The sequence below is a fragment of the Streptomyces sp. SGAir0957 genome (genome assembly GCF_043523415.1).
In genome coordinates, this window is sequence record NZ_CP027293.1 from 7,110,432 (window position 1) to 7,136,907 (window position 26,476).

The following is a 26,476-nucleotide window of genomic DNA, read 5'->3' on the forward strand; positions in this document are numbered from 1 at the left end:
CGCCTCCAGTGACGGTTGCGACGAGGGCGCCGGCGGGGAGCGCCGGGCCGGTCGTTCACTATTCAGGGCCGCCGGCGGCGCGCGCCAGAAGGCGTACGCCTTCGGTGACGCGGGCCGGAGTCAGATGGGCGTAACCGAGGACGAGGGAGACCCGGTCGCCGGGCGCGCCGCCGTAGTGGCCCAGCGGGCGCACCGCCACGCCGGACGCCGCCAGGCGTGCCACGAGGGCGTCCTCGGAGGCGCCGCAGCGCGCGGGCAGCGTGGCGATGGCGTGCAGGCCCGCCGCGATCCCGGAGATCTCGGTGCCGGGCAGCTGAGCTGCGAGGGCGGCCACGAGCGCGTCCCGCCGCTCCTTGTAGGCGCGCTGGCAGCGGCGCAGCTGCCGGTCGTGGTCGCCGCGCTCGATGAAGCGGGCCAGGACCGCCTGGTCGAGCGCCGGATTGCCGAGGTCCATGTAGCGCTTGCGCGCCACGATCTCGTCGGCCAGCCCGTCGGGCACGACGAGCCAGCCGAGCCGGAGCCCCGGCACCAGCGCCTTGCTCACCGAGCCCGTGTACGCGACATGGTCCGGGTCGAGGCCCTGCAGCGCGCCGACGGGGGCGCGGTCGTAGCGGAAGTCCCCGTCGTAGTCGTCCTCGACGATCAGCCCGTCCACCTCCCGCGCCCAGTCCAGGAGGCGGGCCCGGCGCGCCGCCGAGTAGGCGATGCCCGAAGGGAAGTGGTGCGACGGCGTCACCACCACCGTCCGCACCCCCGACCTCCGCAGGGGGCCCAGGGCGAGCCCCTCGTCGTCCAGGGGCAGCCGCACCGCCCGCGGCCCCGCCGTCGCGAACAGCTCCTCGTACTGCGGGCTGCCGGGACGCTCCACCCCGATGGCGCCCTGCCCGCGCGCGTGGAGCACGATCCCGAGCAGCGTGACCGCCTGCGTCACGCCGGAACAGACGATGATCCGCTCCGGGTCCGCCACCACCCCGCGCCGCCTCGCGAGCAGTTCGGCGAGCGCGGTACGCAGCCGGGGCAGCCCGCGCGGGTCCGGATAGCCCAGGTCCGGGTGGGGGAGTTCGGCGAGCACGCCGCGCTGCGCCGCCGCCCACGCCGAGCGCGGGAAGAGCGACAGGTCCGGGCTGCCCGCCACGAAGTCGGCCCGTACGTCGGCGGCGGGGCGCGGCGCCAGGTCCCGGGCGCCGGGAGCGGCGGCCCTGACCACCTCGCCGACCCACGTCCCCGCGCCCCGGCCGCTGCGCAGATACCCCTCGGCGGCCAGCTGCTCGTACGCCTCCGTGATCAGCCCGCGCGACACCCCGAGGTCCTTCGCCAGATCCCGGCTCGACGGCAGCCGCGTCCCGGGCGCGAGCCGCCCCGACCGCACCGCCGCCCGCAGCGCCTCCTGCAACGAGCGCCCACGCGCGCGTGGCGGGGCGGAGGCGGCGGGCAGCAGCAGCTCCCAGGCGGCGGAGGGCGGGCCGGGCGGCGCAGACGTCATGGGCACGGACCCTAACGGGGCCTGCCCGCGCCCCGATTGGTCCCCGACACCGTCCCCCGAGTGGACCTCCACCAGGACCACCGCCCTCCCTAGCGTCGATGCCATGAAGACCACGTCCCTCAACGGCTCCCTGCTCGCCGCGTTCGCGTGCGTCCTGGTGGGCGGCTCCTTCACCGCGAACAGCCTCCTGGGCGACTATCCGTACGCGGGCGGCCAGTTCCTGCGCTACGGGGTCGCCTGCCTGCTCCTTGTGCCCCTGCTCGGCCGCGGCGGCACGGCCCCGCTGCGCCGTCTCGCGCCGCGCGGGTGGACGCGCCTCGCCCTGCTGGCGGCGGTCGGCATGGTCGGCTTCAACCTCGCGATCCTGGCGGCGGAACGGACGGCGGAACCGGCGGTGCCCGGCGTCTTCGTCGGCTGCGCGCCCGTGCTCGTCGCCGTCATGGTGCCGCTCGCGGCCGGACGGCGCCCGCAACGGGTCGTGCTCCACGGGGCGTTGCTCGTCGCGGCCGGGGCGTTCACCGTGCAGGGATGGGGCCGTACGGACGCCGCCGGCATCGCGTTCTCGGTGTGCGCCCTCGCGGGCGAGGTCGGCTTCGCCGTCCTGGCGATGCCCGTCCTGCGCCCGCTCGGGCCCCGGCTCCTGTCGTGCGTCGTCTGCGGGATCGCCGCGCTGGAGGCGGCCGTCGTGGGCCTGGTCGTGGACGGCGCCTCCTGGCTGCGCGTGCCCGACGGGCGGGAGGGCGCCGCGCTGGTCTGGCAGGCCGTGATCGTCACCGTGATCGGCTTCGTCTGCTGGTACATGGGCATGCAGCGGATCGGCGCGGAGCGCGCCACGCTCTTCTCCGGCCTCATCCCGGTCGCCGCCGCCTGCACCGCGCCGCTGGTCGGTTCGGGCGCGTACGGGCCCGCCCAGGGCGTCGGCAGCGCGCTCGTGGGCGCGGGGGTGGCCCTGGGCTCGGGCGCGTTCAGCCGGCGGTCAGCGGCTGGTGTCCAGGATGACGCGGGCCACGAGCGCCGGGTCGTCGTTCATCGGCACATGGCCGCAGCCGGGCAGCCGGACCAGACGGGCGCCGGGCAGGACCCGCTTGGCGCGGACCCCCTGGCGGCGCAGCAGGATACGGTCGCGCGAGCCCCAGGCGACGGTGACCGGGATCTCGGGGATGTCGTCGCGGAAGAGCACGTCACGGCCGGCGGTGAGGGTCCGGTGGAACCCGGTCGCGTGGCGCAGCGCGAGCGTCTCGGCGACCACGGCCTCCGGTGAACGGCGCCCGGGGCGCGCGTAGATGGTGCCGGTGAGCGCGGCGCGCCCGGCGGCCGACCGGGACAGCCGCTCCACCAGCGGCACCGGCAGCGTCCGCGCGCCGTGGCGCATCGCGAGCAGCGTCCCGAAGGCGTAGCGGCGCTCGGCCCCGGTCCAGAACCCGGCGGGGGAGAGCGCGGTCACGGACCGGACGAGCTGTGCGCGGCCCATGTCGAGGGCGAGCAGTCCGCCGAGCGAATTGCCCGCCACATGGGGCCGGTCGAGGCCCAGCTCGCGGCAGAACCCGGCCAGGACCGGCACGACACCGGCCAGGTCGTGGGTGAAGTCGTCGGGCAGGGCCGGGGAGGTGCCGAAACCGGGCAGGTCGACGGCGATGACGTCGCGCTCGGTGGCCAGGATCCGCAGCACCGGCTCCCACGCCTGCCAGTGGTGGCCGATGCCGTGCAGCAGGAGCAGGGGTTCACCGGCGCCGGCGCGCTCGTAGGCGAGGGTCACCGTGCGCGGGCCGCCGGGCCGCTCGATGCTGAAGGACGCTTGTGCCGCCATGCCGCTCGCTCCATTCCTTAGACACCCTGTCAGCAACAATTACCGCTCAGTAGCGAGCAGTTCAAGAGGGAGAACGCTCACAGGTGCCGGTTCCGCCTGGACAGTGCGTACTCCGCCGGGTTGGGATGGGAGGCGTGACCGCCACCGATGCAGCGATCGACGTCTTCGAGGAGCACCGCCCCGTCCTGATGGGCGTGGCCTACCGCATGCTGGGCCGCGTCGCGGACGCCGAGGACGTCGTCCAGGACGCGTGGCTGCGCTGGTCCCGGGCCGACCGCGCCGACGTGCGCGAACCCCGCGCCTACCTGGTGCGCATCACGACCCGCCTGGCCGTCGACCGGCTGCGCCAGGTGCAGGCCCGGCGTGAGTCCTACGTGGGGCCCTGGCTCCCCGAACCGCTCGTCACCGACTTCGGGCCCACCGTGCCCGACACCGCCGAACAGGCCGTGCTCGCCGACACCGTGTCGCTCGCCGTCCTCGTCGTCCTGGAGTCGCTCTCCCCGCTCGAGCGCGCCGTGTTCGTGCTGCGCGAGGCGTTCGGGCTGCCGTTCGCGGAGATCGCGGCCACCCTGGAGCGCGGCGAGGCGGCCGTGCGGCAACTCGCCGCACGCGCGCGTAAGCACGTCGAGGAGCGGCGGCCCCGCTTCGACGTCGACCCCGCGCAACAACGCGACCTCACCGAGCGGTTCCTCGCCGCCGCGACCGAGGGCGACCTCGACGGGCTCATGGCGCTGCTCGCCCCCGACGTGCGCCTCGTCGGCGACAGCGGCGGCAAGTCCAAGGCGCCGGTGCGCGTCATCGAGTCCGCCGACAAGGTGGGCCGCTTCGTCGCGGGCGCCTCGCGCCAAGGCGGCGCGGAGTGGTTCGACTTCCGCCTCACCGAGATCAATGGCGGCGTCGGACTGCTCGCCCTCGACGGGGACAAGCTCGACGCGGCCCTCCAGCTCGGCATCGTCGACGGCAAGGTGCAGTACATCTACATCGTGCGCAACCCGGACAAGCTGCACTCGCTCGCATAGCGGTCGGAACCCTGGGCCCGCCGGTCGTCGTCGACCGGCGGGCCCTTCGCGTGCCGTGCGAACGCCGTGTGAACGGAGTGCGGTCCTCCATGAACGCTCTGCGGCAGAGCACCCATGCGGACGGTAACCGACCGAGGATTGGTCTTGACCAAGTCCGGAGGCGGCCCTACTCTCGCAGAGTTAGTGCAGGAACCTTTAATAAACAAGGGCGCTAAAAAGCCGCCGGGGCACGGCTGTTGCGGAGGACAGGGTGGGGACCACGCAGTTGGAAGCGGCACCGGAGCCGAAGTACTGGCACCTCAAGACCGTGCTCAGCGAGGCGCTCGACTCCGAGTTCGCCGTCGGGGAGATCCTGCCGAACGAGCGTGATCTCGCGGCCCGCTTCGGCGTCGCCCGCGCCACGCTCCGCCAGGCGCTCGAGCAGCTCGAACTCGAAGGACGGCTCCAGCGCAGGCGCGGCGTCGGCACGACCGTCGCGCCGCCCCGCATGGGCGTCGCCGTCGCCTCCACCGACCAGGACTGGCCCGGCGCCAGCGGGGACGCGTGGCAGGCCGTCGACTGCACCCCGGCGCTGCCGCCGGCCGCGGTCGCCGAGATGCTCGCCACCGCGCCCGGCGAGACCGTGCACGTCCTGCGCCGCACCCGCGTCTCGCACGGCCAGCCGGTCGCCGCCGAACTGCTCTACGTGCCGTCGGCTTCAGTGCCCGACCTCACGGCCATAGACGCCCCGTCCGGCGCCGCACGCGCGCGTGCCGTCCTGCGCGAACTCCAGCGCTTCGGCCTCGACGGCCAGGACCGCGCGGTCGAACTCGGTTCGGCCCGCGCCGACGACGCCAAGGAACTCGACCGCCTCCCCGGCGCCCCCGTCCTGGTCGTCACCACCCGCTACTTCAGCGAGGGCGACACGGCGGCGGTCTCCGTGGCCACGTACAGGGCGGACACCTGCCGCCTGACCTTCGGCGACACGCCCGGAGTAGAAATCCACCACACCCCGGCGACAAGGGCATCCTGACGCAGCCGAGCGCCCAGCAGACGTGCCCCGTGGGCGCCAGAGGCAAAGGCCGGCGCCCAGCCCCGCCAGGGGCGCGGGGAACGGCGCGCTCAGCCACGCACGAGGTGAACCCGCGAACGACGAGGACGGGCCTCCCCCGTGGGCGCCGCAGACGCGGCGACGCATAGGCCCCGCCAGGGGCGCGGGGAACGGCGCGCTCAGCCACGCACGACGTGAACCCGCGAACGGCGACCGCGCCCCCGGACGAGAACCCGGCAACCAGCGGAGCTCACCGCGCTGACACCGCCCCCTCCATGGCAAACAGCTGAGCCTCCACATGGTCAAGGGCCAGCCGCAACGCCCCGGTGGCCACAGCCGCCTCCCCGAGCAACGACAACGCAACCCGGGGCGGCCGCAAACAGTACCGCTCAAGCTCCCGCCGCAACGGATCGAGCACCCCGTCGAGCCCCGCGGCCCACCCGCCGACAATCACCAGCTCAGGATCGAGCGCGAGCACAAGCGCCGCGACATCGTGCACAAGGCGCTGAATGAACCGCTCCATCGCGGCCTGGGCCCGCTCGTCCCCCTTGCGGGCCAGGGCGAACACCTCGGCGACGGCCTGCTCGTCCAGCGGATGCAGGGGCTCGTCGGTGGTGGAGAGCAGCGTCTCGGGCCGCACCCCGCGCCCCAGCAGATGCAACGCCCCGATCTCCCCGGCGGCACCCCCGTACCCCCGGTGCAGGCGCCCGCCGATCAGCGCACCGGCCCCGGGGCTCAGCCCGGCGAGGACGAACACCATGTCGTCGGACTCGACACCGGCCCCTTTCCAGTGCTCGGCCATCGCCGCCGTGTTCGCGTCGTTCTCGACGATCACCGGGCACTTGAAGGAGCGCCGCAACCGTTCGCCGAGCGGCAGCCCGGTCCACCCGGGCAGCGCCGTACCGAGCCGTACCGTCCCGTCGGCCTCGACGATGCCGGGGCTGCCGACGCCGACCGCCCGCAGGGAGCTGCGCGCCACACCGGCCCGCCGCAGCAGATCGGCGACGGTCCCGCGCAGCCGCTCGATGCGCTCCTCCGCGGGCGCGGCCTCGTCGACCTCCTTGGACGCGGAGCCGATGACGCGCCCGTCGAGCGCGGAGAGCACCGCGGCGACCCGGTGGGGGCCGATCTCCAGGCCGAGCAGATGCCCCGCCTCGGCCCGGAAGCGGAACTTCCGTGCGGGCCGCCCCTGGCGCCGCGCGCCGGGTTCCTCGACGGTGGTCTCCACGACGTACCCGGCCTCGATGAGCCCCTCGACGACCCCTTCGACGGTCGGCCGCGACAGACCCGTCACCCGGGTGATCTCGGTGAGCGTCGCGAAGTCCGCGGAGCGCAGCGCTTGCAGCACCACCGCGGAGTTGATCCGCCTGAGCAGAGAGGGATCTCCGCCGGTCAGCTGCCCCAACGTCCGTCCTCCCAGCAGTTGCGCGTGTTCGCCGGATGGTACTCGCCGCGACCGGCACCGGCGAGGGTCGGGTGCACTCATGTGGCGACGAATGCTCACACGGGCACCCCTGAAACGGACGGCACCCCTTCACGCGGGCGCGACGAAACCGCTTTCGTAGGCGGCGATCACCGCTTGGGTGCGGTCCCGGGCCCCGAGCTTGGCGAGCACGGCGCTCACGTGCGACTTGACCGTCTCGGTGCTGACCACGAGATCCGCGGCGATCTCCGCGTTGGACAGCCCGCGCGCCATGAGCCGCAGCACGGCCGCCTCCCGGTCGGTGAGCGCGGCCCGCTCCATGGCGGCCCGCGCCGACGCGTTGCCGTACTCGGCGGCCAGTTTGCGCACCGCCGCCGGGAAGAGGAGCGATTCGCCCGCCGCGACGAGCCGCACCGCGTGCACGATCTCGGCGGGCCGCGCCCGCTTCAGCAGGAACCCGTCGGCGCCCGCGCGCAGCGCCCCGTACACGTACGCGTCGTTCTCGAAGGTGGTGACGACGAGGATCTTCGGCGGCCGCTCGACGGAGCGCAGACCGGCGCGGACCAGGGGTTCGTCGTCGACGAGGAGCACGGTGAGCGGCACGCGGCCCAGCGTAGGCCACGGTGCGGCGGGCCGGGCCGGGCCGGCGGATCACGCGACCGGCAGCTCGACCCGGACCCGCCACTCGTCGCCGACAGGCCCGGCGCGCGCCCGTCCGCCGAGCAGCGCGGCCCGCTCCCGCACGCCGCGCAGACCGCTCCCCGTGCCCCCGGCCGCGGGCGGCAACCCCGCCGGGAGGTGGTTGCGCACGTCCAGGCTGAGCCGTCCGTCGGCGACGGTGAGGGCGATACGGACCGGGACGGTGCCGCAGTGCCGCAGCACGTTCGTCAGCCCCTCCTGGAGGATGCGGTAGCCCTCCCGGGAGACGGGCCCGGGAAGTGTCTCCAGGGGGCCTTCCACGGTCATGTCCACCGTCGCCCCCGAAGCCCGCGCCGAGTCGAGCAACCGGTCCGCCTCGCACAGCGTGGGACGCGCGCGTACCGGTTGCTCCACCTCGCGCAGGACGACGAGGACCCGCTCCAGGTCCTCCGGACCGCGCGGGCCAACAGGTGTTGCGGCAGGACGCGGTGGGCTCGCTGGGCCCGTGGGCGGGGCTCGGTGTGACCGCGTCGTGGGCCGCGGCGGCTCAGCTCGCCGGGTGGTGGGCCGTGCGCCGCAGGGACGCCTGAGCCGCCGCGTGCACGGTACGGCGAACGGGTCCTGACGGCCCGTCGGCCCGTTGTCAGTGGGGGCCGCTTTACTGGGAGGCATGAACATCGCGGAGCAACTCGCGACGATCGACCAGTTGTGGGCCGGCCCCTTCCCGGACGACCACGGCGGGTCCGCCGCGGGCTGGGGCGGGCCCGGGTTCGTCATGGCGGGACTGACCGAGCGGGGCGGGGCGCGTGACCTGGCGGAGGCGCAGGCGGACGCCGACCGGGACGGACTGACCGCGCTGCTCACCGGGCGCTGGGGGGAGCCGTACCGGCTGAGCCTGTGGAGCGTGCACATCCGGGGCGTCGAGCAGGGGGAGGAGATACCCGAGCCCTGGGGCTGGCTCAGCGCCTGCGCCCAGGACCTGCACTTGTGGAACGTCGGGGAGCGATGGGTGGCCCTCGCCGTCTCCCGGCAGGGTGACGACCAGCCCTGCCAACTGCTCGCTGTCGTCACGGACGTGGCCCCGCCGTGACCGCGCCCGCGGCGCCCTTCACGGAACTCACGTGCCACCATGGGATCTTGAGTCGCGCCCGGCCCTCCGGGGCGCCCGACACCCCAGGGAGAGCACATGAGCGACGACGGCGCGCAGCCCAAGGAGCGGATCGCCAGCCACATCGCGCACAACGCCCGCGTGTGGAACTTCTGGCTGGGCGGCAAGGACCACTACGAGGTCGACGAACAGGTCGGTTCCATGGTCACGTCCATGTACCCGAGCATCGGCGAGGTCGCCCGCGCCGACCGTGCCTTCCTGGGCCGGGCCGTCAGCTTCCTCGCGGGGGAGGCGGGCATCCGGCAGTTCCTCGACATCGGCACGGGACTGCCCACCGCGAACAACACGCACGAGGTCGCCCAGCACATCGCCCCCGACGCGCGCGTCGTCTACGTGGACAACGACCCGATCGTGCTGACCCACGCCCGCGCGCTTCTCACCAGCTCCGACCAGGGCGCCACCAGCTACGTGGACGCGGACGCGCGCGACCCGCGCGCGATCGTCAAGGCGGCATCGGAGACGCTGGACTTCGAGAAGCCGATCGCGGTCATGCTCCTCGGCATCCTGAACTTCGTCGTCGACACCGACGAGGCCACCGCCATCGTGCACCGGCTCGTCGAGGCGATCCCGTCGGGGAGCTACGTCGTGCTGACCCACCCCACCCTGGAGCTGGGCGGAGAGGGCAACGAGGCGGCGATGAAGTTCTGGAACGAGAACGCGACGCCCCCGATCACCGCCCGCACCGGCGCCGAGGTCGCCGCCTTCGTCGACGGCCTGGAGATGATCGAACCGGGGCTCGTCTCCTGCGCCCGCTGGCGCACGGCGGAGGGGGCGGAGGGCCCGCTGGTGGCCCAGTTCGGGGTGGTGGCCCGTAAGCCGTAACCGCCGTCTACCGGCCGGGGGAGGACGCCGCCTCGCGGAGCCGCGCGAACTCCTCCGCCATCGTCTCCGTCGTCCAATGCGCGTTCAGCCCGCTGGGGTTGGGCAGCGCCCACACCCGGGCGCCGCCGATCGTCCGCTCCTGCGGGCCGATCTTCGCCTTGGGCTCGGCGAAAGCCGACCTGTACGCGGTCACGCCGACCACCGCGAGCCAGCGGGGCCGCAGCCGGGCGACCTTCTCCTCCAGGAGACGGCCGCCTTCCCGGTACTCCTCGGGGCTCAGCTCGTCCGCGCGTGCCGAGGCGCGTGCGACGACGTTCGTGATGCCGAGCCCGTACGCGAGCAGCTCCTCCTGCTCGTCGGGGTGCAGGCGGCGCGGGGTGAAGCCGGAGAGGTGCAGGACGGGCCAGAAGCGGTTGCCGGGCCGCGCGAAGTGCTGACCGAGGGCCGCCGACATCAGGCCCGGGTTGATGCCGCAGAACAGCACGGAGAGGCCGCTCGCGACGACGTCCGGTACCAGACGGTCGCGAGCGGCCTCCAGGTCCGCGGGGGTCAGGCGGGTCAGAGGATCGCCCCGGGGGTGTAACCGGCGGCCTCGGGGTGCTGCTTCACGATCTCCTCGACCCGGGCGACGACCTGCGCCACCTGGCCGGAAGCCGCGCCCGTGAAGGACAGCTTGTCCGCCATCAGCGCGTCGAGCTGCGCCCGGTCGAGCGGGATACGGGGGTCGGCGGCCAGCTTGTCGAGCAGCTCGTTGCGCTCGGCGCCCTGCTCGCGCATGGCGAGGGCGGAGGCGACCGCGTTCTCCTTGATCGCCTCGTGGGCCTCCTCGCGGCCCACGCCCGCGCGCACCGACGCCATGAGGACCTTCGTCGTGGCGAGGAACGGCAGGTAGCGGTCGAGCTCGCGGGCGACGACGGCGGGGAACGCGCCGAACTCGTCGAGCACCGTCAGGAACGTCTCCAGGAGGCCGTCGAGCGCGAAGAACGCGTCGGGCAGGGCCACGCGGCGGACCACGGAGCAGGACACGTCGCCCTCGTTCCACTGGTCGCCCGCCAGCTCGCCGGTCATCGACGCGTAGCCGCGCAGGATGACCATGAGGCCGTTGACGCGCTCGCAGGAGCGGGTGTTCATCTTGTGCGGCATCGCCGAGGAGCCCACCTGGCCGGGCTTGAAGCCCTCGGTCACCAGCTCGTGCCCGGCCATCAGCCGGATCGTCCTGGCGGTGGAGGAGGGCGCGGCGGCCAACTGCACGAGCGCCGTGACGACCTCGTAGTCGAGCGAGCGCGGGTAGACCTGGCCGACCGAGGTGAACGCCTGGCTGAAGCCCAGGTGCGCGGCGATCCGCTGCTCCAGGTCCGCCAGCTTGTCGGCATCGCCGCCGAGCAGGTCGAGCATGTCCTGCGCGGTGCCGACCGGGCCCTTGATGCCGCGCAGCGGGTAGCGGGTGAGCAGCTCCTCGACGCGGCCGTACGCGACGAGCAGCTCGTCGGTGGCGGTCGCGAAGCGCTTGCCGAGCGTGGTGGCCTGCGCGGCGACATTGTGCGAGCGGCCCGCCATGACCAGCTCGCCGTACTCCCCGGCCAGCTTGGCGAGGCGGGCGAGGACGGCCACGGTGCGGTCGCGGACCAGTTCGAGGGAGAGCCGGATCTGCAGCTGCTCCACGTTCTCCGTCAGGTCGCGTGAGGTCATGCCCTTGTGGACCTGCTCGTGCCCGGCGAGCGCGTTGAACTCCTCGATCCGCGCCTTCACGTCGTGCCGGGTGACCTTCTCGCGCTCGGCGATAGAGGCGAGGTCGACCTGGTCGAGCACGCGCTCGTAGTCGGCGATCGCGGCGTCCGGCACCTCGATCCCGAGGTCCTTCTGGGCCTTCAGCACGGCGAGCCAGAGCCGGCGCTCCAGCTTCACCTTCTCCTCCGGCGACCAGAGGGTGGCGAGCTCGGCGGAGGCATAGCGTCCGGCGAGAACGTTCGGGATACGGGGCTTGGCAGGCGCAGTCACGTGTATGGAGTTTACCGGGCGTCTCTACAGGGTCCGCACCGGCCGGGGCCTGGAGGAACGCACAGGCGCTGGAGGAACCTACAGGTCAGGCCCGCCTCGCGAACCCTGCTCCCGCTTCCGCTTCGGGGGCACGGTGAGGCTCACCCCGTTCGCGGAGGTGGCAGCGGTGGCAGCGGTGGCAGCGGCGGCCCGTGCCCCGGACTCTCAGTCGTGCTGCGCCCAGGGCGCCAGTTCGGGCCGCTTCGGCGGGCGTCCGTCGCCCGAGGAGCGGCCGGTCAGCCTGCGTCCGATCCACGGCACGAGGTGCTGCCTGGCGAAGCGGGCGTCGGCCACCCGGCGCGCCAGCCAGTTCGGCAGCACCGCGGCATCGAGCGGGGTGCGCCACTCCGACTCGCCCTCGTAGCCGAGGCCCTGCCACACGGCCTCGGCGATGCGCCGGTGGCCCTCGGCCGTCGGGTGCAGCCGGTCCACGTCCCACATCCGCTGGTCGGCGAGGACGGGCACCCCGTACAGGTCGATGACGAGCGCGTCGTACTTCGCCGCCAGCTCGTCCACGCAGGTGAACAGCTCCTCCATGCGCGGGCGGAAGCGTTCGAGGACGGGGCCGTTGCGCCCGGGGCTGCGCATCAGGACGAGTTGCTGACAGGAGGGGGCGAGCTTCTCGACGGCCTCCGTGAGCAGGTCCCGTACGCGGACCATGTCGCACTTGGGCCGCAAGGTGTCGTTGAGGCCGCCGACGAGCGTGACCACGTCCGCCTTCATCGCGGCGGCCACGTCGACCTGCTCGTCGACGATCTGCTGGATCAGCTTGCCGCGCACGGCGAGGTTCGCGTACCGGAAGCCGGGAGTCCGCGCCGCCATCCGGGCGGCCAGCAGGTCCGCCCATCCGCGGTAGGAACCGTCGGGCAGCAGGTCCGACATGCCCTCGGTGAAGGAGTCGCCGACCGCGACAAGGCTGGTGTAGTGGGGGTTCGTCTGCATGGCGTCGAAAATGGTATCCCGGCGCCCGGGCGCCCGCGCGGGAGGTCTGGGCAGCGGCCCGGGACGGCGGTATGCCGAATAAGCACACACCGCCGCACGGCATACGTCACCGCACGCGTCACCGCACGCGTCGCCACACATGTCACCGCATCACACGGGGGAGCGCACCATGTGGACCGCCGCCTTCTGGAAAGCCACCGCCGAACGCGCCATCAGGACCTTCGCCCAGGCCCTGGCCGCCGTCCTCGTCGCCGGGGCGACGAACCTGCTCGACGTCGACTGGGCCGCGGCGCTCGGCACCGCGGGCCTCGCGACCCTGCTCGCCGTCCTCACCGCGGTCGGCACGGCGGAGATCGGCGCGCGCGGCCCCGGGATCATGGAGACGCCCACCGAGGACGGCGCGCGCCCGCACAGCCGCTGAGCGCCGGCGCGTCAAGGACTCACGCGGGCTGGCCGAACAGCTCCCGCAGCACGTCCTCCATGGTCACCATCCCGGCGAGCCGGCCGTCCGCGCCGAGGACCGCCGCCACGTGCGTCCGGCTGCCGCGCATGGCGGTCAGCACGTCGTCCAGTGGCGTCGTCTCCCGCACGCGCGCGATGGGCCGCATGTCGGGCACCCGGAACGGCAGATCGCGCGGCATGGCGTCGAGGGCGTCCTTGACGTGCAGGTAGCCGACGATGCGGCGCCCCTCGTCCACGACGGGGAAGCGGGAGAACCCGGACGTCGCCGACAGCTCCTCCAGCTGCTCGGGCGTGACGCCCACGCGCGCGTAGACGACCTTTTCCAGCGGCAGGACGACGTCCTTGATGGGGCGCCGGCCCAGTTCGAGCGCGTCGTGCAGGCGTTCCTGCGCGCGGTCGTCGATCAGGCCCGCCTCGGAGGCGTCCTTGACCATGCGGGCCAGTTCGGCATCCGAGAACGTCGCCGTGACCTCGTCCTTCGTCTCCACGCGCAGGAGCCTGAGCAGCGTGTTGGCGAAGGCGTTGATGGTGAAGATGACCGGGCGCAGCGCCCGCGCCAGCGCCACGAGCGGCGGACCGAGCAGCAATGCGGAGCGGACCGGCTCGGCAAGGGCGATGTTCTTCGGCAGCATCTCGCCGAGGAGCATGTGCAGATACGTGGCCACGGCCAGCGCGATCACGAACGAGATCGGGTGGACCAGGCCGTGCGGCACCCCGGCCGCGTCGAACAGCGGCTCCAGGAGGTGCGCGATGGCCGGCTCGGCGACGATGCCGAGCACCAGGGTGCACAAGGTGATGCCGAGCTGTGCCGCGGCGAGCAGCGCCGACACGTGCTGCAGGCCCCACAGGACGCTGCGCGCGCGCCGGTTGCCGTCCTCCGCGTGGGGCTCGATCTGGCTGCGGCGTACGGAGATCAGCGCGAACTCGGCGCCGACGAAGAAGGCGTTGACGACCAGGGTCGCCAGGCCGATCAGCAACTGGACGGCGGTCATCGGGCCTCCTCCCGGGGCGTGTCGGTGTCGGTGCCGGTGGGCGGCGCGTGCAGCAGGACGCGGGCGGCGCGGTGGCCCTGTGCGTCCACGACGTCGAGCCGCCATCCGGCGACCTCGACGCGGTCGCCGACGTCCGGGATCCGGCCCAGTTCGGAGGCGACGAGTCCGGCCAGCGTCTCGTAGGGGCCGTCGGGTATCCGCAGCCCCACGCGCGCGAGCTGGTCAGTGCGGGCGGCGCCGTCGGCCGAGTACAGGGTGCGGCCGTCCTCGTCGGTGCCGGCCGCGGCGATGTCGGGGGTCTCGTGCGGGTCGTGCTCGTCGCGGACCTCGCCGACGACCTCCTCGACGATGTCCTCCAGGGTGGCGACGCCGGCGGTGCCGCCGTACTCGTCGATGACGACGGCCATGGTGCGCTTGCCGGACAGCCGGTCGAGCAGCCGGTCCACGGTCAGCGTCTCCGGGACGAGCAGCGGCTCGCGCAGCAGTTCCTCGACGCGTTTGCGGGGCCGCTGCTCGGCGGGCACCGCCAGGATGTCCTTGATGTGCGCGACGCCGACGACGGAGTCGAGGCTGCCGCGGTAGACGGGGAAGCGGGACAGGCCGGTCGCGCGGGTCGCGTTCGCCACGTCCTCGCACGTCGCCTGCGTGTCCAGGGCCATGACCTGGACACGGGGCGTCATCACGTTCTCGGCGGTCAGGTCGGCCAGGTTGAGCGTGCGGACGAACAGCTCGGCGGTGTCCGCCTCGAGGGAGCCCTCCTTGGCGGAGTGCCGGGCGAGCGCCATCAGCTCCTGCGGTCCGCGCGCGGAGGCCAGCTCCTCGGTCGGCTCGATGCCGAAGCGGCGTACGAGGCGGTTCGCGGTGTTGTTCAGGTGCGTGATGAACGGGCGGAACGCCGCGCTGAACCAGCGCTGCGGCGTCGCCACCCGCTTGGCGACGGCCAGCGGTGACGAGATCGCCCAGTTCTTCGGCACCAGTTCGCCGACGACCATCAGGAAGACGGTCGACAGGGCGGTGCCGAGGACGAGCGCCACGGACGTGGACGCCGAGCCCGGGACGCCGACCGCTTCGAGCGGCCCCGCGATGAGCTTGGCGATGGACGGCTCGGCGAGCATGCCGACCACCAGGTTGGTGACGGTGATGCCGAGCTGGGCGCCGGAGAGCTGGAACGTCAGGTTCCGTACGGCCTTCAGGGCGCCGGTGGCACCCCGCTCACCTCGCTCGGCGGCCATTTCGAGGTCGCCGCGCTGGACGGTGGTGAGCGAGAACTCCGCCGCGACGAAAGCGCCGCAGGCCAGCGAGAGCAGCACTGCGACGGCGAGCAGTAGCACTTCGGTCATCGGGTCACCTCCGTCCCATGATCGGCCAGGGGCGGGAGTGCCGCGCGCTCGCGCGGACCGTGCGGAGGAAGGGACCGGGTACTAGGGGGCTCGCCCATGGGCGGACGCTCACACCTTTCGCAGAAGTCGGGGTGACACCTCCATAGTAAAGGATCGGCAAAGTGCGGTCGCCGTTCGCGCCGGTCTCACCCCTCGACCAGCGGTTTCACCCAGCGGCTCCACTGCGGCTCGCGCGCGTACCCGGCGGCGTCCCACGCGGCGTGGGCCCGCTCGTTGCGGTCGAGCACCATCGCGTCGCCGCGCCGCCCGCCCAGCGCCACGAACCGTTCCTCGGCGGCGGCGAGCAGCGCCGAGCCGATGCCCTGCCTGCGGGCGTCCGGCCGGACGGCGAGCCGGTAGAGGTGGCACCGCCAGCCGTCGAACCCGGCGATGACCGTCCCGACGAGCTCCCCGTCGACGGGCTTCCCGTCGACGAGCTCCTCACCAACGAGCTTCCCGTCGGGACGCTGACCGCCGGACCGCTCCGCGAGGAGCAGCGCCTCCGGGTCCCGCGCCACGAGCCGCTCCACGCCCGCGCGGTCGTCGCTGATGCTGGTGCCTTCCGCGGCCGTCTTCCAGAAGGCGAGGACGGCGTCGAGGTCGGCGGGGGAGGCGGGGCGTATGCGAAGCCCTTCGGGGAGAGCGCGGGGGGCATCGCGGGGGAGATCGCTGAGGACATCGCGGGGGAGGCCCCGGCGGGCGTTGCCAGGGTCGTCACGGTGGGCGTTGCCGGGGTCGTCACGGTGGGAGTCGCCGGTGTGTCCGTCACGCGGGCCGTCTTCGAGATCACTCATGGTCATGGTTCGATCCCACCACCGGCCTCCCCGGCGGCGCCGCCCATTTCAGATGCCGGACGCCGCCCGCACCGCAACCCCGCGGAGCTACTCGTGGGCGATCGCCGCGAGCACGTTCATCCGCGACGCGCGCAGCGCGGGCAGCAGCGCTGCCGCGAGACCGACCAGGATCGAACCGACGACCACCGCCACGATCGTCGTCCACGGGATCGCCAGCGCCTCCATCCCCTCAAGGGCCAGGACCTGCTGCGCGGCCACGCCCCACACCAGACCCAGGGCGAGCCCGAGGACCGCGCCGAACACCGCGATCACCACCGATTCGAGGCGGATCATGCGCCGCAACTGCCGCCGCGCGAGCCCGATCGCCCGCAACAGCCCGATCTCCCGGGTCCGCTCGACGACCGACAGGGCGAGGGTGTTGACCACGCCGAGGACCGCGATGACGATCGCCAGGCCGAGCAGCGCGTACACGAGGTAGAGCAGCACGGCGATCTGGTCGTGGACGAGCTTCTTGTAGTCGGCCAGGTCGCGGACCTGCACCTGCGGGTACGGGTCGAGCGTCTTCTCCAGGTTCGCGCGCAGGGTGTCCGCCGAGGTGCCGGGCGCCGCGTTCACGTAGACCGCCGAGTCCTGGCCGCCGGGAACGTAACGTTCCAGCGTGGCGAGCCCCATGAAGAAGCCGCCCCGCATGCCGAAGCCGCCGCCCTCCTGGTCGGTGAGGGCGCCCACCCGGAGCGCGGCGCGACGCCCGCCGGGCAGTTCGACCCGCAGCACACTGCCGACCCGCGCCCCGTGCTCGTCCGCGTAGTCCTTCTGCAGCGCGAGGTGGCGGGGCGCGAGGGCCGCCGCGGTGTCGCCCTGCGCATACGTCACGTGTGCCACGTCGTCGAGCCGCGGTTCATACCCGGCGGCGGTCGTCTCGACACGTGTGCCGTCCGGCATGTGCACCGCGACGGGTGTGAACCGCTGCCGTACGACGAGGCCGACGCCCTCGGTGTCCTTGACCTTCTCGGTGACCTCCTGCGGGAACGGCGCGAAGTTGGCGTTCTGCACGGTGAAGTCGGCGCCGAGCGTCTTGTCGATCTGTTCGTCGAACGACTTGCTCATCGAGGCGCTCGCCACCGACATGCCCGCGACCAGCGCGAGCCCGACCATGAGGGCGCTCGCGGTGGCGCCGGTGCGGCGCGGGTTGCGCAGCGCGTTGCGCTGGCTCATGCGGCCGACCGGGCCGAACACGGCCGGGAACGCGGCGCCGAGCACCCGGATCACCGGGCGCACGAGCAACGGCCCCGCGACGACCGTGGCGAGCAGCGTCAGCACGATGCCGAGGGCGAGCAGCGAACCGGCCGTCCCGGTGCCGGTCGCGAGCGCGCAGCCGACGAGCGCGGCCGCGCCCGCCGCGCCGACCAGCAGGCCGACGAGCGCGCGCACCCGCAGCGGCCGCCCCACTCCGGCGATCTCGGCGTCCGCGAGCGCCGCCATGGGGGAGACGCGGGACGCCCGCCGCGAGGGCAGGTACGCGGCCACGAACGTGACCCCGACCCCCACCGCGAACGCGGCGACGGGCGTGCCCCACCCGACCACCATCTCCGTCGACTTGAGGTTCATCCCGAAGACGCTCATGAGCCGGATCAGCCCCGCGGCGAGCCCCACCCCGAGCCCGAGCCCGACCGCCGAACTGACCAGCCCGAGCAGGACCGCCTCCGTCAGCACCGAACGCCGCACCTGCCGCCGGTCGGCGCCGAGCGCCCGCAGCAGCCCCAGCTCACGGGTGCGCTGGGCGATCAGCATCGAGAACGTGTTGACGATCAGGAACACACCCACCAGGACGGCGATCCCGGCGAAGCTCAGCATCACGTACTTGATGACGTCGAGGAAGCCCCCGAGATCCTCGGCGGACGACTTGGCGTCCTCGTCCGCGGTCTGCAACTTGTAGGCGTTGCCCAGGCGTTGCGCCACGTTCCGCTTCAGCTGCGCGTCGCTCACGCCGTCCACCGCGTCGAGCGAGATGCTCGTCGCCCGGCCGACGCCGCCGAGCAGCCGGCGCTGCGCGGTGCGGGTGTCCAGGAACACCAGGGCGGCGCCCGGGTTGGTCGTGCGGAACGTCGCGATGCCGACGACATCGACCGTGAACGAGCCGGGCCGCGCCAGCACCGTCAGCGTGTCCCCGATCCGTACGTGCTTCTTGTCGGCGGTGTCCGCGTCGAGCAGCGCCTCCCCGCCGCCCCGGGGCGCGTGGCCGGACGTCAGGCGGACCGGACTGCGGTCGGTGGGCTCCCAGTTGGTGGCGATGGTCGGGGCGCCGGTGGTCGGCCCGACCGAGTCGTTGTGCCGGTCGACGACCGTGATGTTCTCGACCTCGGCGTCGATGTGCGTGGCGGCGACCCCGTCGACCGTCCTGAGCCGCAGGGCGAGCGACGCGGGCACCGTCCGCACCTCACCGGAGGGCACCGCCTCGCTCAGGCCGTCCTCCTTCGGGCCGACCCGCACGTCGGCCGAGGTCGAGGCGAACAGCCGGTCGAAGGTGCGGGCCACCGTGTCGGAGAAGATCAGGCTGCCCGCGACGAACGCCACGGACAGGATCACGGCCAGCGCCGACAGCGTCAGACGCCCCTTGTGCGCGAGGAAGCTCCGCAGCGTCGCCTTCAGCATGGCTACTGCCCGGAGGTGTGGTGGCCGGCGCGCCGGTCGGCTCGCGGGTCGGCCCCGGCCCCGCGCGCGGAGGCGACGTCGAACCGCTTCATCCGCTCCAGGACGGCCTCCGCCGTCGGCTCCCGCATCTCGTCGACGAGCCGCCCGTCCCCGAGGAAGAGCACCAGGTCGGCGTGGGCGGCGGCGCCCGGGTCGTGCGTGACCATGACGACGCTCTGCCCGAGACTGTCGACGGCCTCCCGCAGGAAGCCGAGCACTTCGAGTCCGGCCCGCGAGTCCAGGTTCCCCGTCGGCTCGTCGGCGAAGATCAGCTCAGGGCGCGCCGCGAGGGCCCGCGCGCACGCCACCCGCTGCTGCTGCCCGCCGGACAGCTGCGCGGGCCGGTGCTTCAGCCGGTCCCGGAGGCCGAGGGTGTCGATGACCTGATCGAGCCACTTCCGGTCCGGGGCCTTGCCCGCGATGTCCATCGGCAGCGTGATGTTCTCGAGCGCGTTCAACGTAGGTATGAGGTTGAAGGACTGGAACATGAACCCGATGCGGTCGCGCCGCAGACGGGTCAGCTCCCGCTCCTTCAGCCCGGTGATCTCCGTGTCGCCGAGCCACACCTGTCCCGCGGAGACCGTGCCGAGGCCAGCCAGGCAGTGCATCAGCGTGGACTTGCCCGAGCCCGAAGGCCCCATGACCGCCGTGAAACGGCCGCGCGCGATGTCCACGTCCACCGCGTCGAGCGCGAGCACCTGGGTCTCCCCGGAGCCGTACGCCTTCGTCAGGCCCCTGGCCCGCGCGGCGACGACCTCCGTGACCACGTCTGCATCCCCCACCCCAACTCCCTTACTCCGTAAGTCAGTTGTGCATTCGGGTCGGGTACGAGGATAGCCGCTCGCGTGCTCTACGTGTCCTTGAGTTCGGGCCGCCGTGCCGTGCCGAGGACGCAGTAGGAGGTGGGCAGCCTGGGCCCGCGCTCGGGCATCAGCAAGGTGCGGTACGGACCGACCTCGAACCCGGCGTCCCGCAGCGCCGCCACGGTGTCCCGCCCCACATGACACCCCCCGAACAACCGCGGCCACACGGTCCGGTCCAGCGCGGTCTGTATACCCCGCATAGTGCGGTGCGGCGCCCGTACGTGCTCGAAGAACCGCACCTCGCCGCCCGGCCGCACCACGCGCCGCACCTCCGCGAGCGCCCGGCCCACGTCGCGCACGCTGCACAGCACGATCGACAGCACGACCGCGTCGTACCCCTCGCTCTTCACCGGCAGCGCCTCCGCCGCCCCCGGCACGACGTCCACCGGCACCTCGGCGCGCTGGGCCGCGTCGACCGCCAACTTCCGTAACAGGCGCTCCGGTTCGATGGCGACGACCTCGGAGACGGTGCCCGGGTAGTACGAGAAGTTCAGCCCGTTGCCCGCGCCGACCTCGATGACCCGTCCAGAGAGCCCGCCGAGCAGTTCGCTCCGCACCGGCGCCATCGAGGGTTCGGCCCGTTCGCTGAAGCGGGCGTAGTACCGGGCGAAGACGGGGTGACGCGCGCCGTCACGCGCCGCTTTCCTGACAGGGAACGGCTTCCGGTCCACCATGGGACCCTCCTAGGCCGGGCCGACTGATTCACGCCGATTCTTCCCGCCCCCACCCTGAAACGAACGAACGTGCGCAGCGCCCGGAGGAGATGGCGCACGGAGTGCGCCTCTCAGCGGCGCGGGAACTACGGGCCGGGCGGCTTTGGCCGGGCTGGCGTGTGACCAGCCTGGACGGGGCAGGTCGGCTCTGGCCGGGCTGGCGTGTGACCAGCCTGGAGGGGCCGGGCGGCTTTAGCCGGGCCGGTGTGCGACCAGCGCGGACGGGTCCGGCCCTCTCGTGCCCACCCCGCACACCACGCACCCCGCACACCATCCACCCCTCACACCACGCACCCCTCGCACCACTCACCCCTCACACCACCCGCCGCGCAAACACCTCCCCGTCCCACACCCCGCCCAACTCCGGCCCCAGCCACCCCGGAGCCCCCTCCCGGAACGCCTGCTCCGGCAAGAACCCCGCGCCTACCGGCACCGCCCCCACCAGCCCGGCCCCCGCCACCTTCGGCAGGTCGCCCACATTGCACCGCTCGGCCAGGTCCGGCCGCTCGGGCCAGCTGCCGATGACCACGCCCAGATGCGAGAGCCCGCGGGAGCGGAGCGCCTCCGCCGTGAGCTGCACCGAGTTCAGCGTGCCGAGGCCCGCCCGCGCCACCACCAGGACCGGGGCCGCGAGCAGCCGCGCCGCGTCCGCCAGCGTCGCCCCCTCACCGTCGAAGTGGACCAGCAGGCCGCCCGCGCCCTCGACCAGGACCAGATCGTGCGACGCCGCCAACTTCTCGGCCGCCTCCGCGACCTGCGGGGGCCGTACGGGTTCCATCCCGGCCCGCGCCGCGGCCGTGCCGGGCGCCAGGGGCTCGGGGAAGCGGCCCAGCTCGACCGGCGTCACCCCGGCCCCCGCGAGCCGCACCACCTCGTCGACGTCCCCGGGCTCACCCGGCGCGACCCCTGTCTGCGCGGGTTTGAGCACGGCCACCGAACGCCCCGCCCGTACGGCGGCAGCGGCGATCGCCGCCGTCGTCACCGTCTTGCCGATCTCGGTCCCGGTCCCGGTGACCACGAGCACCTTCGGCATACCCGCCTGCCCGGGCTCGTCCGGACCCACCTGCCTCATCCCTTCCGGGCCCACCTGCCTCATCCCTTCCGGACCCACCCGTCTCATCCCTTCCGCGCCGCCGCGCACACCGCGCGCCCGATCCGTGCCACGTCCTCGTCCTTGGTGATGTAGGGCGGCATCGTGTAGACGAGGTCCCGGAACGGCCGCAGCCAGACCCCCTCGGCGACCGCGGCCCGTGTCGCCGCCGCCATGTCCACCTCGTGGTCGAGCTGGACGACCCCGATGGCGCCGAGGACCCGTACGTCCCGGACGCCCGGCATCTCCGCCGCCCCGGCCAGGGCCTCGCGCAGCCCGGACTCGACACGTTTGACCTCGGCGAGCCAGTCCTGGCCCAGCAGCAGGTCGATCGACGCGCACGCCACCGCCGCCGCCAGCGGGTTTCCCATGAACGTCGGACCGTGCGCCAGCACCGGTACCTCGCCTTGCGAGATACCTTCGGCGACCCGCGTCGTGCACAACGTCGCGGCCAGCGTCAGATAGCCACCCGTGAGCGCCTTGCCGACACACATCACATCCGGTGTCACCGCGGCGTGTTCGGCCGCGAACAACGCTCCGGTCCGTCCGAACCCGGTCGCGATCTCGTCGAACACGAGCAACACATCGTGCGCGTCGCACACCTCCCGCAACACCCGCAGATACGCGGGGGAGTGGAACCGCATCCCGCCCGCCCCCTGCACCACGGGCTCGACGACGACCGCGGCCAGCTCGTGCGCGTGCCGTCCGACCAGCTCCCGCAACCCCTCCGCGTACGACTCCTCGTACGTGTCCGGCGGCGCGTCGGCGAACACCTGCTCCGGCAGCACCCCGGCCCACAGCCCGTGCATCCCGCCCTCGGGGTCACACACGGACATCGGCTGCCAGGTGTCGCCGTGATACCCGCCGCGCCATGTCAGGAGGCGGTGTTTCTCGGGCCGGCCGAGCGAACGCCAATACTGCAGACACATCTTGAGGGCGACCTCGACCGACACCGAGCCCGAGTCGGCCAGAAACACGTGTTCCAGGCCGTCCGGGGTGATGTCGACGAGCCGCCGCGCGAGCCGCACGGCGGGCTCGTGCGTGAGCCCGCCGAACATGACATGGCTCATGCGCTCCAACTGCCCGCGCGCCGCCTCGTCGAGCACGGGGTGGCGGTAGCCGTGGATCGCCGACCACCACGACGACATGCCGTCGACCAGCTCCCCGTGCCCGGCGACCCGCAGCCGCACCCCGGCCGCGGACTCCACGACCAGGGGCTCCTGCCGACCCGGCATGGGTCCGTACGGATGCCACACATGCTGCCGGTCGAGCGCGAGCAACTCGGTCACACGTGCGTCAGGCATTCGGTGCGACATCCGTCCCCGCGCCCCGTCGCCGTACGGCCACCAGATCGGTCCGCGCCGCAGGCACCTCCGCAGGCACCTCCGCAGGCACTTCCGCGGCCACCTCGCCACTGTCACCGGCGCACACGGAACCGCAGCCGCCCGCCCGGTGCTCGGGCAGCGTCACCTCACCGGCGCCCTCCACCTCGAACCCGGCGTCCGCGATCATCTCCAGGTCTGCCTTGCCCGCCTGCCCCTCGCTGGTCAGGTAGTCGCCGAGGAAGATGGAGTTGGCGATGTGCAGCGCGAGCGGCTGCATCGAGCGCAGATGGACCTCGCGCCCGCCCGCGATCCGCACCTCCACGTCCGGGCAGACGAAGCGGACCATGGCGAGGATCCGCAGGCAGCGCTGCGGCGTGAGGTTCCACTCCTTGGCCAGCGGCGTCCCCTCGAAGGGGATCAGGAAGTTCACCGGCACCGAGTCCGGGTCGAGCGCGCGCAGCCCGAACACGACGTCGACCAGGTCCTCGTCGCTCTCGCCCATCCCGGCGATCAGCCCGGAGCACGCCGACAGACCGGCCTCGTGCGCCTTCCGCACGGTGTCGACCCGGTCCGCATACGTGTGCGTCGTCGTGATGTCCCCATAGGTGGCCTCGGACGTGTTCAGGTTGTGGTTGTACGCGTCCGCGCCCGCCCCGCGCAGTCGCTCCGCCTGCCCGTCGGAGAGCAGCCCCAGGCAGGCACACACCTCGACGTCCTCGTTGTCGGACTTGATCGCGTCGATGGTCCGCGCGACCCGCTCCACGTCCTTGTCCGTCGGGCCGCGCCCGCTCGCCACCAGGCACACCCGCTTGGCGCCGCCCGCGACCCCGGCGGCGGCCGCCCTGGACGCCTCGTCCGGCTTCAGCCATGTGTACTTGAGGATCTCCGCCTTCGACCCGAGCCGCTGCGAGCAGTACGAGCAGTCCTCGGGACACAGCCCCGACTTGAGGTTGACGAGGTAGTTCAGCTTGACCCGGCGCCCGAACCACGTACGGCGCACCTTTCCGGCCGCCGCCACCACGTCGAGCAGGTCGTCGTCCGACGTCGCCAGTACGGCGAGCGCCTCTTCACGGCTCGGCGACTCGCGCCGCAGCCCCTTGTCCACCAGCGTGTTCAGCAGGTCCATGGCGCCTGATCCTTGCCTATCGAAGCACCCCGGCGAAAGGAGACTTCGTACAAAGGACTGCGTTCGAGGTGTGGGTATTACCACACCGTGACCCGGTGGCGAGGCGACTAGGGTCTGTGCATTACCTACAAAAGCATCTACTACAGCGTCTATCACCAGAGGGAGTCATGGCCACCACCTCCACGCGGGCGTTCGGCTGGCTCGACGCGCAGCGCCGCGCCCGTGAAACCGCCGGGCTCGTCCGTACGGTGCGCGCGCGCCCGGCCGACTCCCCGCTCCTCGACCTGGCGAGCAACGACTACCTGGGCCTGGCCCGCCACCCCGAGGTCGTCGAGGGCGCGGCCGGGGCCGCGCGCCGCTGGGGAGGCGGCGCGACCGGTTCCCGCCTGGTCACCGGCACCACCGAGCTGCACTGCGAACTGGAGCGCGAATTGGCCGAGTTCTGCGGTTTCGAGGCCGCGCTCGTCCTGTCGTCCGGCTACGCGGCGAACCTCGCCGCCGTCACCGCGCTCGCCCCGCACGGCGCGCTGATCGTGTCCGACGCCGCGAACCACGCCTCGCTCATCGACGGCTGCCGGCTGGCCCGCGCCACCACCCAGGTCGTCCCGCACGCCGACCCGGCCGCCGTCCGCAAGGCCCTCGCCGCCCACGAAGGACCGGCCGTCGTCGTCTCGGACACCGTGTTCTCCGTCGACGGGGACCGGGCTCCGCTGGCCGAACTGGCGTCACCGTGCCGGGAGTTCGGGGCGGGTCTGCTCGTCGACGACGCGCACGGTCTGGGCGTGCTCGGGCCCGGCGGTCGCGGCGCCCCGCACGCCGCGGGCCTCGCGGGCGCCCCGGACACGGTCGCCACCGTCACCCTCTCCAAGTCGTTCGGCAGTCAGGGCGGCGCGGTCCTCGGCCCGGCACACGTCATCGAGCATCTCGTCAACGCGGCACGTACGTTCATCTTCGACACCGGTCTCGCCCCCGCGGCGGCCGGGGCGGCGCTGGCCGCCCTGCGTCTGCTGCGCCGCGAACCGCGCCGCGCGGACCGGGCGCGCGAGGTCGCGGGCACCTTGCACCACCTGCTCACCGCCGAGGGTCTGTCGGCCGTGCGGCCGGACGCCGCGGTCGTCTCGGTGTGTGCTCCGTCACCGGACGAGGCGGTGCGCTGGGCCGCGGAGTGTCGTGCGGCCGGGCTCTCGGTCGGGTGTTTCCGCCCGCCGTCCGTGCCCGACGGCATCTCACGGCTGCGGCTGACCGCCCGCGCCGACCTCACCGACGAACAACTCGGCGAGGCGGTACGGGTGATCAGCCGCACGGCTCCGATCGGCGCGTTCACCGTAAGGAGTCGATGAACCCCTCCCATGCGGAGGGGGTGAACACGAGCGCGGGTCCCGCGGTGTTCTTGGAGTCGCGGACACCCACGAGTCCGGCCGTGTGCCCCGAGGTCAGGGGGGCTGTCTCGACGCAGTTGTTGGCGCCGGTGCTGCGGCTGCTGCGCCGCCACCGCGCGCCGCTCAGCGACGAGCTTGAGGGAACGGAAGGAACATGCCGAGGCAGTGCATTCATGGTGCCCCCTTCGCAGTGCCGGGCGGGGGCGAGGTGTCGGCGTCCTCGTCCTCGTTATCCGGCGATCTTTGCGATGAATTCCAACGAGTCCTCGGGTGACATGGCACGGAGGAGAAGAGCGTCGAAGGCGTCGGTGTACGCCTTGAGGTCTTCTTTCCGTTCGAGGTAGAGGCTACTCGTCAAATGGTCGAGAACAACCACATCCAGATCAGAAGTGTTCGGAAATGAAAACACAACGAAAGGGCCGGTGAGGCCGATGTGGCCACCCGCGGAGAAAGGCAGCACCTGAATCCGGACATGTTCCATCTGTGCCGCCTCGGCCAGGTGTGCCACCTGTCGGCGCAGAATCCCCGCTCCGCCCACTTCGCGGCGCAACACCCCTTCGTCGAGCACCGCGCTCAACTGCAACGGAGACTGCGTCCGCAGCACCTCCTGGCGCGCGAGCCGCACCTCGACCAGCGCCTCGATATGTGAGTCGGGCATGTCGGGCAGCACCGAACGTGTGACCGCGCGCGCATACGCAGGTGTCTGCAACAGACCCGGCACCACGCTGGTCTCCAGCGTCCGTATCCGGCACGCCTGCGACTCCAGACTGATGAAATCGCGGTACGACGGCGGCAGCAGCCCCCGATACGCCTGCCACCAGTGATGACCGCCCGCATCCTCCGCACCGGCCAGCGCCACGACGAGGTCACGCTGGTGCGCGTCGGCTGTCTCGAACGCGTCGAGCAACCGCAGCACGTCCGACGCCTTCACGCCGCTGCGGCCTGTCTCGATCCGGCTCACCTTCGACTGGTGCCAGCCGACGAGACGGGCCGCCTGGCCGCTCGTCAACCCGGCCTGGACTCGTAACGCGCGTAGCTCCGACCCGAGTTTGCGACGACGCACCGCGGGACCGTACTTCATGCCGACTCCTCAACGCTCTACGGGCCGCGTCACCGGGCTCCTTCCCGGCCCGATCAACACGGCCTTTGAGCAGACGGTAGAGGAACCGGTGTGCGCGCGCCCAAATACGGTCTACCGTCGCAGAGTTCACCGCATCGAGCGACAGATATATGCATATCTTGGGGGATCGACAACACCGAAGGGCATCCAAGTGGCACTCTGGCGCGAAGCA

24 protein-coding genes and 3 pseudogenes are annotated in these 26,476 nt (G+C 72.8%); 8 read left to right on the forward strand and 19 right to left on the reverse strand.

What is annotated here, in order from left to right:
• Positions 1–58: 58 nt before the first annotated feature.
• Positions 59–1,483: a MocR-like pyridoxine biosynthesis transcription factor PdxR gene (locus C1N81_RS37080; RefSeq protein WP_394435764.1), complete on the reverse strand. Its 1,425-nt coding sequence runs from the start codon at positions 1,481–1,483 to the stop codon at positions 59–61.
• Positions 1,484–1,586: 103 nt separating this feature from the next.
• Here C1N81_RS37080 and C1N81_RS37085 point away from each other — a divergent pair.
• Positions 1,587–2,375: pseudogene (locus C1N81_RS37085) on the forward strand (DMT family transporter); the annotation flags it as partial.
• A gap of 84 nt (positions 2,376–2,459) precedes the next feature.
• On the opposite strand, the gene C1N81_RS37090 reads toward C1N81_RS37085, so the two are convergent.
• Positions 2,460–3,290, reverse strand: coding sequence for an alpha/beta fold hydrolase (locus C1N81_RS37090; protein ID WP_394435765.1), 831 nt, complete (start codon positions 3,288–3,290; stop codon positions 2,460–2,462).
• A gap of 125 nt (positions 3,291–3,415) precedes the next feature.
• On the opposite strand from C1N81_RS37090, the gene sigJ reads away from it, so the two are divergent.
• Both sigJ and C1N81_RS37100 read left to right on the forward strand, forming a co-directional pair.
• Positions 3,416–4,309 carry an RNA polymerase sigma factor SigJ gene (gene sigJ / locus C1N81_RS37095; RefSeq protein WP_394435766.1) on the forward strand — a complete coding sequence of 298 codons (894 nt, stop codon included), beginning with the start codon at positions 3,416–3,418 and terminating at the stop codon, positions 4,307–4,309.
• A gap of 250 nt (positions 4,310–4,559) precedes the next feature.
• On the forward strand, positions 4,560–5,321 hold the full coding sequence (locus C1N81_RS37100) for a GntR family transcriptional regulator (RefSeq protein WP_394435767.1): 762 nt from the start codon (positions 4,560–4,562) through the stop codon (positions 5,319–5,321).
• Between the two features lie 268 nt (positions 5,322–5,589).
• Here C1N81_RS37100 and C1N81_RS37105 read toward each other — a convergent pair whose 3' ends face one another.
• The 3 genes and pseudogenes from C1N81_RS37105 to C1N81_RS37115 form a co-directional block, all read right to left on the reverse strand.
• Entirely contained in the window at positions 5,590–6,744 is a 1,155-nt protein-coding gene (locus C1N81_RS37105) for an ROK family transcriptional regulator (protein ID WP_394435768.1), read from the reverse strand.
• A 129-nt stretch (positions 6,745–6,873) separates the two neighbouring features.
• Positions 6,874–7,365: a response regulator transcription factor gene (locus C1N81_RS37110; protein ID WP_394435769.1), complete on the reverse strand. Its 492-nt coding sequence runs from the start codon at positions 7,363–7,365 to the stop codon at positions 6,874–6,876.
• Between the two features lie 48 nt (positions 7,366–7,413).
• Positions 7,414–7,857 (reverse strand): annotated as a pseudogene (locus C1N81_RS37115) (sensor histidine kinase); the annotation flags it as partial.
• Here C1N81_RS37115 and C1N81_RS37120 point away from each other — a divergent pair.
• The 3 genes and pseudogenes from C1N81_RS37120 to C1N81_RS37130 all read left to right on the forward strand — a co-directional run.
• Positions 7,851–7,991, forward strand: a pseudogene (locus C1N81_RS37120) (ABC transporter permease); the annotation flags it as partial. The pseudogenes C1N81_RS37115 and C1N81_RS37120 overlap by 7 nt on opposite strands.
• Before the next feature lie 80 nt (positions 7,992–8,071).
• Entirely contained in the window at positions 8,072–8,491 is a 420-nt protein-coding gene (locus tag C1N81_RS37125) for a hypothetical protein (protein WP_394435770.1), read from the forward strand.
• A 96-nt stretch (positions 8,492–8,587) separates the two neighbouring features.
• Entirely contained in the window at positions 8,588–9,391 is an 804-nt protein-coding gene (locus C1N81_RS37130; RefSeq protein ID WP_394435771.1) for an SAM-dependent methyltransferase, read from the forward strand.
• Between the two features lie 7 nt (positions 9,392–9,398).
• On the opposite strand, the gene mug is transcribed toward C1N81_RS37130, so the two are convergent.
• The 3 genes from mug to C1N81_RS37145 form a co-directional block, all read right to left on the reverse strand.
• Positions 9,399–9,944 carry a G/U mismatch-specific DNA glycosylase gene (mug, locus tag C1N81_RS37135; protein ID WP_394438475.1) on the reverse strand — a complete coding sequence of 182 codons (546 nt, stop codon included), beginning with the start codon at positions 9,942–9,944 and terminating at the stop codon, positions 9,399–9,401.
• A gap of 5 nt (positions 9,945–9,949) precedes the next feature.
• Positions 9,950–11,389: an adenylosuccinate lyase gene (purB, locus tag C1N81_RS37140; RefSeq protein WP_394435772.1), complete on the reverse strand. Its 1,440-nt coding sequence runs from the start codon at positions 11,387–11,389 to the stop codon at positions 9,950–9,952.
• Positions 11,390–11,593: 204 nt separating this feature from the next.
• The gene (locus tag C1N81_RS37145; protein WP_394435773.1) at positions 11,594–12,370 is read right to left on the reverse strand and encodes an SGNH/GDSL hydrolase family protein; all 777 of its coding nucleotides are present in this window, start codon (positions 12,368–12,370) and stop codon (positions 11,594–11,596) included.
• Positions 12,371–12,539: 169 nt separating this feature from the next.
• Here C1N81_RS37145 and C1N81_RS37150 point away from each other — a divergent pair, with 169 nt between their 5' ends.
• Positions 12,540–12,791: a holin gene (locus C1N81_RS37150; protein WP_394435774.1), complete on the forward strand. Its 252-nt coding sequence runs from the start codon at positions 12,540–12,542 to the stop codon at positions 12,789–12,791.
• Positions 12,792–12,810: 19 nt separating this feature from the next.
• Here C1N81_RS37150 and C1N81_RS37155 read toward each other — a convergent pair whose 3' ends face one another.
• The 9 genes from C1N81_RS37155 to bioB form a co-directional block, all read right to left on the reverse strand.
• Positions 12,811–13,824, reverse strand: a complete 1,014-nt coding sequence (locus C1N81_RS37155; protein ID WP_394435775.1) for a hemolysin family protein — start codon at positions 13,822–13,824, stop codon at positions 12,811–12,813.
• On the reverse strand, positions 13,821–15,164 hold the full coding sequence (locus C1N81_RS37160) for a hemolysin family protein (protein WP_394435776.1): 1,344 nt from the start codon (positions 15,162–15,164) through the stop codon (positions 13,821–13,823). The genes C1N81_RS37155 and C1N81_RS37160 overlap by 4 nt, the downstream gene beginning before the upstream one ends.
• A gap of 185 nt (positions 15,165–15,349) precedes the next feature.
• The gene (locus C1N81_RS37165) at positions 15,350–15,826 is read right to left on the reverse strand and encodes a GNAT family N-acetyltransferase (RefSeq protein ID WP_394438477.1); all 477 of its coding nucleotides are present in this window, start codon (positions 15,824–15,826) and stop codon (positions 15,350–15,352) included.
• Positions 15,827–16,084: 258 nt separating this feature from the next.
• Positions 16,085–18,649: an ABC transporter permease gene (locus C1N81_RS37170; protein WP_394435777.1), complete on the reverse strand. Its 2,565-nt coding sequence runs from the start codon at positions 18,647–18,649 to the stop codon at positions 16,085–16,087.
• 2 nt (positions 18,650–18,651) lie between these two features.
• A complete protein-coding gene (locus C1N81_RS37175; RefSeq protein ID WP_394435778.1) occupies positions 18,652–19,470 on the reverse strand; it encodes an ABC transporter ATP-binding protein in 819 nt (272 codons plus the stop codon).
• A 68-nt stretch (positions 19,471–19,538) separates the two neighbouring features.
• Positions 19,539–20,225 carry a class I SAM-dependent methyltransferase gene (locus tag C1N81_RS37180; protein WP_394435779.1) on the reverse strand — a complete coding sequence of 229 codons (687 nt, stop codon included), beginning with the start codon at positions 20,223–20,225 and terminating at the stop codon, positions 19,539–19,541.
• 352 nt (positions 20,226–20,577) lie between these two features.
• A complete protein-coding gene (gene bioD / locus C1N81_RS37185; protein ID WP_394435780.1) occupies positions 20,578–21,336 on the reverse strand; it encodes a dethiobiotin synthase in 759 nt (252 codons plus the stop codon).
• A gap of 44 nt (positions 21,337–21,380) precedes the next feature.
• A complete protein-coding gene (locus C1N81_RS37190) occupies positions 21,381–22,658 on the reverse strand; it encodes an adenosylmethionine--8-amino-7-oxononanoate transaminase (protein ID WP_394435781.1) in 1,278 nt (425 codons plus the stop codon).
• Complete coding sequence (gene bioB, locus C1N81_RS37195) at positions 22,651–23,805, reverse strand: biotin synthase BioB (RefSeq protein ID WP_394435782.1); 1,155 nt, start codon at positions 23,803–23,805, stop codon at positions 22,651–22,653. The genes C1N81_RS37190 and bioB overlap by 8 nt, the downstream gene beginning before the upstream one ends.
• A 167-nt stretch (positions 23,806–23,972) precedes the next feature.
• Here bioB and C1N81_RS37200 point away from each other — a divergent pair, with 167 nt between their 5' ends.
• Entirely contained in the window at positions 23,973–25,145 is a 1,173-nt protein-coding gene (locus tag C1N81_RS37200; protein WP_394435783.1) for an 8-amino-7-oxononanoate synthase, read from the forward strand.
• Here the strand turns inward: C1N81_RS37200 and C1N81_RS37205 are convergent.
• Together C1N81_RS37205 and C1N81_RS37210 are read right to left on the reverse strand one after the other, a co-directional pair.
• Positions 25,126–25,359 (reverse strand): DUF397 domain-containing protein, encoded by a 234-nt coding sequence (locus C1N81_RS37205; RefSeq protein ID WP_394435784.1) that lies wholly within the window; start codon positions 25,357–25,359, stop codon positions 25,126–25,128. The two genes, C1N81_RS37200 and C1N81_RS37205, sit on opposite strands and share 20 nt — an antisense overlap.
• 54 nt (positions 25,360–25,413) lie before the next feature.
• Complete coding sequence (locus C1N81_RS37210) at positions 25,414–26,265, reverse strand: helix-turn-helix domain-containing protein (protein WP_394435785.1); 852 nt, start codon at positions 26,263–26,265, stop codon at positions 25,414–25,416.
• Positions 26,266–26,476: the final 211 nt, after the last annotated feature.